Source organism: Maribacter sp. R77961, from assembly GCF_044594925.1.
Taxonomy (GTDB): Bacteria; Bacteroidota; Bacteroidia; order Flavobacteriales; family Flavobacteriaceae; genus Maribacter.
Map to the genome: position 1 here is coordinate 3,681,923 of NZ_CP138991.1, position 12,931 is coordinate 3,694,853.

9 protein-coding genes are annotated in these 12,931 nt (G+C 37.7%); 2 read left to right on the forward strand and 7 right to left on the reverse strand.

The features are described from left to right. The 4 genes from SJY09_RS15880 to SJY09_RS15895 form a co-directional block, all read right to left on the reverse strand. Positions 1-468: a RidA family protein gene (locus tag SJY09_RS15880; protein WP_396636685.1), complete on the reverse strand. Its 468-nt coding sequence runs from the start codon at positions 466-468 to the stop codon at positions 1-3. 10 nt (positions 469-478) lie between these two features. Then, positions 479-1,795: a gluconate:H+ symporter gene (locus SJY09_RS15885; protein ID WP_396636686.1), complete on the reverse strand. Its 1,317-nt coding sequence runs from the start codon at positions 1,793-1,795 to the stop codon at positions 479-481. A gap of 113 nt (positions 1,796-1,908) precedes the next feature. Next, positions 1,909-2,598 carry an aquaporin Z gene (gene aqpZ / locus SJY09_RS15890; protein ID WP_396636687.1) on the reverse strand — a complete coding sequence of 230 codons (690 nt, stop codon included), beginning with the start codon at positions 2,596-2,598 and terminating at the stop codon, positions 1,909-1,911. Between the two features lie 217 nt (positions 2,599-2,815). Continuing rightward, positions 2,816-3,715, reverse strand: coding sequence for a serine/threonine protein phosphatase (locus SJY09_RS15895; protein WP_396636688.1), 900 nt, complete (start codon positions 3,713-3,715; stop codon positions 2,816-2,818). A gap of 116 nt (positions 3,716-3,831) precedes the next feature. Here SJY09_RS15895 and SJY09_RS15900 point away from each other — a divergent pair, with 116 nt between their 5' ends. Then, positions 3,832-6,201 carry a GAF domain-containing protein gene (locus tag SJY09_RS15900; RefSeq protein WP_396638644.1) on the forward strand — a complete coding sequence of 790 codons (2,370 nt, stop codon included), beginning with the start codon at positions 3,832-3,834 and terminating at the stop codon, positions 6,199-6,201. 3 nt (positions 6,202-6,204) lie between these two features. On the opposite strand, the gene SJY09_RS15905 is transcribed toward SJY09_RS15900, so the two are convergent. Then, the gene (locus SJY09_RS15905) at positions 6,205-7,407 is read right to left on the reverse strand and encodes a Pycsar system effector family protein (RefSeq protein ID WP_396636689.1); all 1,203 of its coding nucleotides are present in this window, start codon (positions 7,405-7,407) and stop codon (positions 6,205-6,207) included. A gap of 55 nt (positions 7,408-7,462) precedes the next feature. Between SJY09_RS15905 and SJY09_RS15910 the strand changes: the two genes are divergently transcribed. Further along, entirely contained in the window at positions 7,463-11,167 is a 3,705-nt protein-coding gene (locus SJY09_RS15910) for a metallophosphoesterase (protein ID WP_396636690.1), read from the forward strand. Between the two features lie 10 nt (positions 11,168-11,177). Here SJY09_RS15910 and SJY09_RS15915 read toward each other — a convergent pair whose 3' ends face one another. Continuing rightward, the gene (locus tag SJY09_RS15915) at positions 11,178-12,032 is read right to left on the reverse strand and encodes a hypothetical protein (RefSeq protein ID WP_396636691.1); all 855 of its coding nucleotides are present in this window, start codon (positions 12,030-12,032) and stop codon (positions 11,178-11,180) included. A gap of 4 nt (positions 12,033-12,036) precedes the next feature. Then, the gene (locus tag SJY09_RS15920; RefSeq protein ID WP_396636692.1) at positions 12,037-12,927 is read right to left on the reverse strand and encodes a GyrI-like domain-containing protein; all 891 of its coding nucleotides are present in this window, start codon (positions 12,925-12,927) and stop codon (positions 12,037-12,039) included. Between the last annotated feature and the right edge of the window lie 4 nt (positions 12,928-12,931).

The window sequence follows — 12,931 nt, forward strand, 5'->3', positions numbered from 1 at the left end:
TTAGTTGTGAAGTTCAAACATGGCTTCTATCTCTACGGCAACCTGATCGGGCAACATCATACCAACGGCACTTCTTACTCCAACGCCATGTTCAGGTCCAAAAACATCCGACATCAATTCACTAAACCCGTTTATCACTAAAGGTTGTTTGCTAAACTCTGGTGTACAATTTACCATACCTAGGGTTTTGACCAAACGTTTGATCCTATCAATAGCTCCAAAATGAGTGGTAATGGTGGCTAGCATGGTAAGCGCAACATGATGCGCAGCTTGCTTACCCTCTTCCAAAGAGAGATTGTCACCAACACGACCTGTGTATAGTGTGCCATCTGTGAGCATAGGCCCTTGACCAGAAATATATAGAAAATTGTCTACCACTAGAACAGGTTTATATAGTCCGGCCGGTGGTGGGGCTGGTGGTAAGACCAACCCAAGTTCTTCGAGTCTTTCTGAAGGTTTTTTAGCCATAATAATAATTTTATATAAATAAGTTCAGGATTAATACGCCAACCAATCCCATAACACCGACAGTAGTTTCCATTACCGTCCATGTTTTTAAGGTGTCTTTGACCGATAGATTAAAATATTCTTTGTAAAGCCAAAAGCCGCTATCATTTACATGGGACAGCATTAAACTACCAGAGCCTATAGCCAAAACCATAAGTTCTGCGCTTACACCCGTGCCATTTACTAGGGGAAGTACAATACCTGCTGCGGTAAGTCCGGCGACAGTGGCTGATCCTACACAAACCCTAATTACGGTGGCGATGAGCCATGCTAATATCAATGGAGATACGGATGAACCTTTTAGCATTTCGCCGATGTATTCGCTAACACCGCTGTCGATTAGCACCTGTTTCAAGGCACCTGCGCCAGCAATAATTAGAAGGACCATTGTAATTCCTGTTATAGCACTTACAACAGAATCCATTACTACCTTCATCTTTTTGCCCCTTGCCAATCCTAATGTATATATCGCAACCAAAACGGATATGAGCATAGCTATAACCGGATTTCCTAGAAATACTAGAATTTTGGAGATTGTACTATCGGCTGGTAACAATAATTCCGCCAAGGCCGCGATTGCGATTAAAATAACCGGGAGTAGCGCAGTAAAAATACTGATACCAGTACCTGGCATTTCTTCATCCTTAAGAATAGTTGGGTTTATGAATTCTTTGAGCGGGGTGGCTTCGATATTCTTTATAGTCCTGGATAATAATGGTCCGGCTACAATGATTGCAGGAATGGCAACTATGATTCCATACAGCAATGTTTTTCCTATATCCGCATTAAATGTAGCAGCGATAGCGGTAGGTGCAGGATGCGGTGGCAAGTAACCGTGTGTAACAGATAAGGAAGCTAACATTGGTAAGCCTACATATAATAATGGTAAGCCAGTTGTTGCTGCAATGGTAAATACCAATGGAATTAAGATGACGAAACCTACGGAGTAGAACATTGGTATACCTACAATAAAGCCTGTTAAGACAACGGCCCATTGTATGTTTTTCTTTCCGAATTTTTCTACAAGTTTTGTGGTAATTTTTTGGGCAGCACCACTGTCGGCCACTAGTTTTCCAAGCATGGCGCCCAATCCTAATATGATGACCAAAAACCCTAGAATACTGCCTATGCCTTTTTGTATGGAAGCAACTACGGCAACCGGGTCCATACCTTCTGCAATACCCACGAATAGGGAAACGATAATAAAAGTGATAAAGGGATTTAGTTTAAACCGCGTAATTAAAATAAAAAGAAGCACTATCCCAAAAATCACAATAAGTAGTGGCATAAAAAGATTTTGATTGGTTGTTGGTTAGCGCTCCTAATATACCATAAAAAACGTAGCGCATCCCTATTCTTTTGAAAATAGGATGCGCTACATAGATATAGAAAAATGGAAACCTAATCCGTGATCTCTGGAGAAAGAAATTTATAGACAAGACCTGCGATAACTGCGCCAATTATTGGAGCTAGCCAAAACAACCATAATTGTCCAATGGCCCAATCGCCCGCAAATAATGCTTGACTAGTACTTCTAGCAGGGTTAACACTGGTATTGGTCACTGGGATACTAATTAAATGTATTAGGGTTAAACATAATCCAATAGCCAAACCGGCAAAGCCTCTGGGCGCTTTTGTATAGGTAGACCCTAGTATTACAAATAGAAAAATAAACGTTAACACTATTTCAATGATTAAGGCAGAGGTCATGCCGTAGCCACCAGGAGAATGTTCCCCAAAACCATTAGCGGCAAAACCACCCAGTTCAAAACCTGGTTTTCCCGTAGCAATCATATATAAAATTGCGGCTCCCGCAATACCGCCCATAACCTGTGCTAAAATATATGGAAACACATGTTTACCTTCAAAACGCCCACCGACCCAAAGTCCAATAGATACGGCCGGATTAAGATGGCAACCCGAAATATGTCCTATAGCGTAGGCCATAGTGATAACGGTGAGACCAAATGCTAGGGAAACGCCAACAAAACCAATGCCCAGTTCAGGGTATCCTGCTGCCAATACTGCACTTCCACACCCTCCAAATACAAGCCAGAGCGTACCAATAAATTCTGCTACTAATTTTTTCATTTCTTAAAGTTTAGGTTACTTAATACTTCATCTAAATAAGGATGAAAGCTTTGTTTAGATTTTAGAAACATCTATTGTCTAAAAGTCACATAATGAGGAAGTTTATTCCAGGATATACTAATAATTCAAATAAGAAGCATAACCTAAAAACAGCTATTTTCAGAAAAAGAGCGTATTGCCAGCTGGATTTTTCACTTGTATTTTGGAAACCGTGTAGTTATACTTTTTCTTTGTAATCTATCAATTTTTGTGGTCCTTCCAAAAGTACCCGAACTACTTTTAGAGTTCCGTCCAATGAAGTTTCTATATGCCATTTGATGAGTGAAATCTGTCCTTCTTCAATTTCTATTCCTGTGATACTTCTTGGGTGAACGCAGCTACCGTCGTTAAAAAATGGAATGTCTCCCGGTTCTGGAAAGCGGGGTCTATGGGTATGGCCTACAATAGTTATCAGTAAATCGTTTTTAAGAATCCAGCGTTTAATTCGGCGTTCTAATTTAATCAGTTCCGTATAGTTTTTAGCCGGACTCGTAGGGTCTGCTATTCCCCAAACTTGAAGCGGTTTCCATAGGACACGAACAAGAAAGCGTCCCCAGCGCCAAAACCTATAGTTCCACCAGTCAGCTTGGTGCCCATGGGCTAAGAAAAGCTCTTGTCCCGTTTCCTTATGTTCTAGAACTATAGCTTCATTATAGGTGATTCCCTCAAAAAGTTCTTTGTCCGTATCGTCTATGGGTTCAAAATAACTGGATAAATGCTTGTCCACATAAGTTTTGTCTTTGTAAACCATATCATGATTACCCCATATCATGTGTAATCGTTTATCCAAATGGTATTTTTTTAGCAGCTTAAAAACATTTTTATGTGCTTCAAAAATTGATTCAAAATAAACGTTCTCCCAAAGCTCATCACCATCGCCCAGCTCACAATACTGAAAACCCTCGTTGTAGTAATGGTTTAAGGCATGGAAATAGATGTTTCTATTATTGGCAAAATCATCGGCAAAACTATTGTCTCCACGATGACAATCACTAAAAAGAATGAACTTTGAACTGTCGTCGAACGCGATGCGTTTGGCGGTATTGTAGGCTCTTGAAAGTCTATGTGCAGAAGACATTTTGTTATTTTTTATAAATATCCGAAAAAGAGTGTAAGCTAGCGATGAAACTTTTAACATAAAACTACGTTTAGTTTTGTAATTTTATTAGTGATTTGTAGACAAATGCAGGTATGATGAAGGGTAAGGATAAAATAATGCCGATTAAACCACTGATTAGTTTTGATAAATTACTCAGGTACTATGATGATTTAGAACATAGTGAGGATAGGATTTTAGCAACTCGTGCAAAAGAAATTCTAAAGGCGCAAAAGCCCTATCCAGAGCTAAGGGATGGTTTTCAGGATGTTGCTTTATTGGAAAAGCATAAAGATGTGATCAGTCTTATTCTTCAAGATAGTTTTTCACCAATTTTAGGTACTAATGAAATCAAGGCAGCTTCTTTACCTTATTATGATATATTTTTCAATTCTTCAAAACGGTTTCAAAAAATAATAAATGAAGCGGGTCCTGGTTTTGAACCAAAAATAAGAAACCAAGAAGAAGGTATGGATTACATTATGGGATGTATTGTTATCCTTAATTTTTATTATGGATTTCATTTAGATTTTAGCAGACCTTTCTTCTATGATATTCCAGATGCCAAGGGTGTAATGCATCATTATCGTATTCTGTATAATGCAGATTTCCTTGAGCTGATACCTACGGAAAAAGCTAAGGAAATAGAACAAGAAGATGTTGATGAGCTTTTAGAAAATCCTAACGATGTTAAACTATGGATGGAAAAAATACCACCAGAAAGTTTTACTTCTAAAGGTTTTGTAATCTCAAATATGTTCGATGTAACCGCAGAACATTCCATTTCCGAGATAAAATCGGAACTTATTGCCAGTGACAAGAGAGGTAGTGATAATTTCATGAGCGATTTACAGGAGACTTTCCGGTCGTTCTTTAAATTGCCAAATATCAATGTTGGTTTTGTAACCTACAATTCAAAGGAGGATCAATTTGAGCCTGTATACGGAAAAGGAATTTCTAGTTACATCCTTAATGGCCAAGATGCAAAGATTTGCAATGAAGCCTTATGTCAATACTCGTACAGTAAACTTATCAAGGATAATACTTATTTCGCCATTGCCGATGTGTCCAAGTACCACGAAAAATCTGGTGGTATGGATCCCTATGGAAGTCTAGAAAAGCAAGGCATAAAAAGTGCAATTTTTGCGCCAATTGCTTTCAATGGGGAGCTCTTGGGTGTTTTAGAAGTGGTTTCCACTGAGCGCAATGTGCTGAATGGAGTAAATGCAAAAAAGCTAGATGATGTTATGCCGTATATCGTCTCTGCTGTGGTGAGGTCAAAAGTTGAGGAAGAAAACTTAATCGACGCCATCATACAGAACGAATGCACATCTGTGCACTCCTCTGTTTATTGGAGATTTCAGGAAGAAGCAAAATATTTCATCAAGGATCAGTTAGAAGGTAGACAACCTTCCTTCAAGGAAATTGTTTTCAAGGATGTGTATCCCTTATATGGGCAAATTGATATCAAGGATTCATCAAAAGCGCGAAATAAGGCGATTCAACGAGACTTAATGATTCAGCTTTCCCAGATCAACGATATATTGGAAAAAGTTTTGAAAGAGAACAAGCTCCCTATTTATGAGGAGTTGATGTTTCGTGTGGATAATCATTTGGAGAGCATTAAAGAGATGCTTTATACCAATAGCGAACAGGCTATTTTCGATTTTGTCAAGGAAGAGATCGTACCCGTATTTAATCATCTTAAAAAGACGGATAACGACATGGCCAAGTATATATTAGCTTATGAGTCGAATATTGATATGGGTACGGAATCTTACTATGACCATAGAAAAAACTACGATGAGAGTGTTATGCTTATCAATAAAAAATTGGCTTCGGTAATAGATAAAAAGCAGGAGGTAGCTCAAGAAATGTTCCCTCATTATTTTGAACGATACAAGACAGATGGTGTTGAGCATAACATGTACATTGGGGCCTCTATCTCCGGTAAGCAGGATTTTAATTCATTGTATTTGAACAACTTAAGGTTGTGGCAGTTACAGGTCATGTGCGAAATGGAAAACACACATTATGCGCTGAAGCCAGAATTGTCCGTACCGCTAGATGCCACTTCTCTAATACTGGTTTATAATACTTCTCTTTCTATACGTTTCCGTATGGATGAAAAGCAGTTTGATGTGGATGGGACTTATAACGCACGTTATGAAGTTATTAAAAAACGCATTGACAAATCTTTCGTTAAGGGAACCAACGAGCGTTTAACGCAAACAGGGAAAATGTCCATAGTATACTCTCAGAAAAAAGATGAGTTAGAGTATTTGCGTTATATCAAGTTTCTTAAATCGAAAGGATATTTTACCGACACTATTGAAATTGTGGAGCTCGAAGGATTGCAAGGAGTGTCTGGATTAAAGGCTATTAGAGCTGAAATACTTTATAAATCCGATAAGACCCCAGAAAAAACGTATACCTATGAAGATTTAATGGAAACCTTAAAGGATTAAATCTTAGGGTAATAATGTTGCTATCCTATCCGGACCAAAAAACTTAAAGGCGACTGCAAAAGCGATAACGGAAACTATCATACCAATCATGAAGATAGTATAAGTCCATCTTAGGATTTTATATTTTCTATTTAGTACTAATCCTAAGAAATACAAATCCTTTGTTAAAGAGGAATATATGTATTCTTTGTCCTTAACCAATTCATTAATAGCCCATTCATACTCGTCCAATTTCATTTTATGAAAGTTGCCGAAAAACAAGAGGTTCACTTTTTTATCTTTTACATCCTGCTTAGAAAATTGTCCGCTTGTTACATTTGGTCTCGTAGCTAAAACGGCTAAGACCATAGAGATCACGCTAAAAACTATAAAAATTACTGTAGGATATATTAAATAGGTATTGGACGGGTTGTCCAGTTTGGGGATGAGGTTAGAAAGTGCTAAAGAAATAATTATAGCATTAACGGATAATAGAATATTCGCTTTTGTATCTGCGATATCACTTAGGGTAATATGATTTTTTAGCGTTACCCTGAATAACGTCTGAATACCCCGGTCTGGACTTTCACTTTTATACTTCGCCTTAAGGGCTTCTTTCTTGGCAATTTCTTTTTCTGACTTTTTATCCTTGATAAGACGCCGAAGGTTTTTATCTTTTCCGGATTGCCAATTTTCTTTAGCATAATCGGTATAATACCGATGCTCTGTCCGGAACATTTTTATATTGGCTTCTAACCATTCTTTATGACTGTAATCCGCAATTCCTAAAAGTCTTAATTCTTCCCTTAGCAAGTCTGATGTTTCTAAATAGCTTTTTTGAGCAAAATGGGAAGCATCGGCATCTCTAAGAATTTTTTCATGCAGGGTTTTAGGCTCGGCGTACCTTACCGTTGCCATGATACAATCACCAATTTCCGCTATCATTTTAGCATCGTAATTTTCTTTCGTTAAAAATTCCGTGGCTATTTTACAGCTACTTTCCTCGTGCTTTTGGGTTCCTTTTGTGTAGCCGGTATCATGCAGCCAAGCGGCAAGTTCAATAGCCTCCTTTTCTATCTCTGATAGCGTACAGGAGTTCAATAATTCTTTAGTACTTTTAACAACACGTTGAGTATGTCTTAAATTGTGATATAAATAGTTGGGACTTAGTTCGTTCGTTAATAAGTCTACAACAAAGCCTTCGGTTTTCTTTAGGATATCCGACATACATATATAATTAGAATTATCCAAATTACGAAAATTTGCACATAGCAACATCCATATGAAAAAATATTACGTTTATCTCTTATTACTTCTCTTTTTAACGGGTTGTGCTACTTATAAATCTAAATATGTAGACGAAAAAGATGCGAGGGATGTACGCACGAACAAATTGGTTTCCCATACCTTTTATCTTATTGGCGACGCGGGGCTATCTCCAATTGGAGGAATGAATCCCGCACTGAAAATTTTCAAGGAAAGATTGGACAAGGCGAACAAGAATAGTACGGCTATATTTCTAGGAGATAATATTTACCCTGCCGGTCTTCCGGACCCTAAAGATTCTACAATAGCATATAGGGAAGCTAAAAGTCATTTAGATGCACAGATTAAGACCTTGGAGAACTATAAGGGTACACCCATCTTTATTCCTGGAAATCATGATTGGTATACGGAGGGATTAATTGGTCTTGAGCGAGAGGAAAAATATATTCAAAAGGCTTTGGGGGACAAAGACGCTTTTCTACCACAAAACGGTTGTCCGATTGAAGTTGTGGAAGTTAGTGATAAGGTAGCTGTTATTGTTTTGGATACGGAATGGTATTTAACCAACTGGGATAAAAGGCCGGATATAAATGACAAATGTGAAATAAAGAGCAGAGCAAAATTTTTCTTAGAGCTAGAGGATGCTATTAAAGACCATAGGGGTAAAACTACCATTATAGCAATGCATCACCCCATGTCCAGTTATGGACCTCATGGAGGTCAATTTTCGTTGAAGAAGCAGTTTTATCCTAAAAAATTACCCCTTCCCGTTCCTATCTTGGGAACCTTTGTAAATGTTTTGAGAAGAACATCCGGTGCATCCATTGCCGATTTGCAGAACAAAAGATATCAGGACTTAATAAATAGGGTAACCACCTTAGCCCAATATTCCGACAAGGTTATTTTTACTGCAGGACATGAGCACACACTACAGTATATCGTTGAGAAAAATACACCTCAGATTGTTAGTGGTTCCGGAGCTAAAAAAGGAACAACCAAATTATTGAACGGAAGTAAGTTTTCTACGGGCCACATGGGTTATGCCACGCTGGAGGTTTATGAGGATGGTTCTTCTCGCGTACGATTCTATGGAGTTGCAGCGGATGAGCAAGAAGAGTTTCTGTTCACCTCTGCTGTTTTACCACCAGATGACGAAGAACTAGAATTGAACTACCCTAGCTCCTTTCCAAAAGAAGTGAAATCTTCGGTATACAGCGATGAGGAAATAGATAAGAGTAATTTCTTTAAATCCATTTGGGGAAAGCGTTACAGAAAATACTACGGAACCAAGGTCAGCGCACCTACAGTTTTGTTAGACACTTTATTTGGCGGACTCGTTCCCGTTAAAAAAGGAGGAGGTCACCAATCTAAGTCTTTAAGGTTAAGGGATAAGGATGGAAAGGAATATGTGATGCGTGCCTTAAGAAAAAGTGCAGAACTGTATTTGCAATCTATGGTGTTCCAAGATAATTATCTATTAGATGATTTAAAGGAAACCTACACACAAGAACTTCTAGAAGATTTTTATACCGGATCACACCCTTATGCGCCCTTCACCATAGGGAAACTATCGGATGCGGTGGGAATTTATCATACGAATCCTGTACTATACTATATTCCTAAACAAAATGCATTAGGGAGTTTCAATACTATTTTTGGAGATGAACTATATATGATAGAAGAGCATGCAGGTGATGGACATGGAGAACTTGCAAGTTTTGGTTTTAGTAACGAGCTAAAAAGTACTGATGCTATGCTAGAAGATTTAAGGGATGATGAGAAATACGGTGTAGACCGGGAAGCATATATCCGAGCGAGACTTTTTGATATGGTCATTGGTGACTGGGATAGGCATGTAGATCAATGGCGATGGGCAGAATTCAAGAAAAAAAAGAAAATCATCTATAGACCGGTACCAAGAGATAGAGATCAGGCATTTTCTAAAATGGGCGATGGAGCATTAATGAACATTGCTACAAGAATCATACCTGGTTTACGTCTTATGGAAGGTTTTAATGATGAAATTAGAAACGTGAAAGGTTTTAATTCTTCACCTAAAACATATGTATTAGACCTTGCTATTTTATCAGGGACCACCAAGGAACAGTGGAGGGCGCAGGCGGATTACTTAAAGGAGCATTTGACGGATAAGGTCATTGATCAAGCATTTATGGCTTTTCCGGATGAGGTTAGAGATGAAACCGTTACAAAAATAAAACGTACGCTATTGGCAAGGTTGTCAAAAATTACGGAGACTTCGGATACCTATTACGATATTTTAAATAAATATTCCGTAGTAACCGGAACGGATAAAGACGATTGGTTTGAAATTAACCGATTGGATGAAAACAGGACCGAGATAAAAGTTTTTAGGAATATCGATGGTAAAAAGAAAAAGCAATTTTTTGAGAAAATATATCATACAGATAACACAAAAGAGATTTGGGTCTATGGCTTAGATGATGATGATATCTTTGAGGTAAACAACCTTACTAACCTGAGTGGAATTAAAGTACGCCTTATCGGTGGACAGAATAATGATATTTATAATATGAAGAATGGTAAGGGGATTGCTATTTATGATTTCAAAAGCAAACCTAATACGCTTAAAAATGTGAAAGGAGCCAAGGTGAAGTTAACCGATGATTATAATGTAAACACCTACAGACCCTTAAACATTCGTAGTAGTACCAATCAACTACTGCCCACTATTGGTTTTAACCCTGATGATGGGATTAGAATTGGATTTTTAAATACCTATACGTACAATGGGTTTAGGCAAAACCCTTTTACGCAACAGCATACACTTGGTGCCTCGTATTATTTCGCCACTAATGGGTTTGACATAGGTTATACGGGAGAATTCGCAGAGCTGTTCGAGAATTGGAACTTAGAGATAAAAACAAGGTTTACAAGCCCCAACTTTGCGATTAACTTCTTCGGGTTTGGGAATAACACGGAAAATTTAAATGACGATTTTGACTTTAACAGAGTACGTATTCAAAATTTTGAATTTTCACCTTCCTTAGTGTGGCGTGGTCAGTTAGGGGCTAAATTTAGAGCAGGGCTCTCTTATGAATCAATAGAAGTAGAGGAAACGGAAGATCGTTTTGTAAACACTTTTTACCAGCAGAATGGAGAGGAAACCCAAAATGATTTTGTCGGGGTTCACGGAGAATATACTTACGAAAATAGGGATAACGCAGGTTTCCCTACGATGGGAATGGCTACTTCGCTACAATTTGGATTCAAAGATAACATAAGTGCCGATGGAGAAAATTACGGTTACGTAATTCCTAGCATATCCTTTGATTATAAATTGATACCAAACGGAAGATTAGTACTCGCTACAAAATGGAAGGGTCATTTTAATATTGGTAACGGGTATCAATTTTACCAAGGGGCAAGTATCGGTGGTTTTGATGGTCTTAGGGGATTCAGAAACCAACGTTTTACAGGGAAAACGGCTTATTATCAGAATACGGATATCCGTTTTAGTCTTCGAAAAATGCGAACAAGAATCTTACCCACCTCACTTGGGTTATTTGGTGGGTATGATTATGGTAGGGTATGGTTTCCTAATATAGGTTCTAACCGCTGGCACACCTCCTACGGTGGTGGTTTCTTTTTGAACGGCTCAGATATATTAAATATTAACCTGGCTGTTTTTAATAGTGTAGATGGGGCAAGATTCACCTTTGGATTAGGTTTTGCCTTCTAGAATTATGCTGTTAATCTGGTAAAGAGTAGCGGTACAGGTTTCCACCGTTCCCATGGGAAACTTCATCGGATAGGAGCAAGGTGTTTTCGTTCAAAAAACAAACAGATTCTAATTGATTCCTAGTTTCTAAATCGATTTCTTGTACTTTTCCAGCAGAGAAATCGTCTAAAACAAAATTGGTGAATAGGAATAGTTTACCATAGCTTAGGGCCACAATCTTTTTTCCATTAGGAGATATATCAATTGAAGTTATTTGACATGTTTTCCAGTCTTTACATACATTAATAGTGCCGACTAACTTTGCCTCATATTTGCCTTTGGAGTCCGGAACGGTATAGATAAGGGCTTTTCCGTTAAAAGGGTCTGTCCTGTTCTTGGTAACGATAAACAACTTGCCATTGCTATGGAAAATAGCTTCTGCATCATATAACCTATCTGATGTTTTAGGTGGAAACATCTTTTGTTCCGGATAATAGAATTCAATTTTCTCTGCGTCTATTTTGTCTCCTGGTTCTTTTTCAGGGTTTGGAACCTTATAAATAACTAAGTCTTTTCTGTCGTTATTATTATTTCCAATATCTGCAATATAAACGTTGTTCAGAGTGTCCTTTGCTAAATCTTCCCAGTCATTATTCTTAGCGTTCTTTACTTTGAAGGAATTGACAATATCCCCTTTAAAATCTAGCTTGTAAATTTCATCTTTATTTCCATTGTCTTCAATCACCCAAATAGTAGAATCCTTTACCTTGACTATACCCGAGTTTTCTTCAAGGTTATTGGGTAAGTCTGCTACATAAATTAATTGGCCAAAATTGGAGCAGGAAAATATAAGGAATATGCACAGGAAACAAAGGGTTCTATTCATTTTATTATTTTAATGGCATAAAGACTTCTGTTTTCCAGCGCATCTCGTTCCCACCCATATTTGGGTTGTTAAAGAAAAACTCTATTGGTGCTTTTTCAATTTCAAGATTATTCCTTTCCGCATGGCTGACTAAGGCATACCAGGCTCTGTCCGATGTAATATAGTTGCCATTATAAATAGCTTTTAGTGCTTTTGTGCCTCTTAACGACTTATAGAAGATTCCTTTGATTTGAGGTAGGGAATCATTTTTAATTAAGGGATAACAAAAATTAAATGAAATACTATCTTTTTTTGTATTCCAGTTTGTTACTTCGATTAAGGGGACTCCGTTCATTTTTATATTATTTCGAGTAAAAACCGAATTTAAAAACGGAAAATTTTCCATCATCTTAGACGCTTTCTCGAATTGTGTACTTTCTGCTTCAATACAAGCACAATAACTTGTCTGGAGGGTTACAGTATCGGCCAACGTAATCTTAAAACTTTCTTGATGCTCTCGTAATCTAATTAGAAAATCCCGAACGGTTTTTCTTGATCGCTTCTCAAAATCTGTGTCTGAAAAGGGGATTTGTAATCTATTCGCCATACTATGCTCTTGATCCGTTACATCAACTTTGATAGTAGCGGTACTATCATCAATAGGGTTTATATACCACTCGTATTGATGCGTACTATCGCCGAAAATAATACGTTGCGATAAATGGGTTAGACTTTCTTGTTGAGCAATAGATACAGCTTCGTCCAAAGTACCGTTCCAGAGTTTTAGAGTTTGGTTAATTGTGCCTATACTAGATTTCGTTTTTGCATTTATTCTGTAATCATGAGATTTTATAAATAAATACCATATCGCAAAGATGGCTATTAATCCAAGGACTATAAAAATCGTTTTTTTCATATAG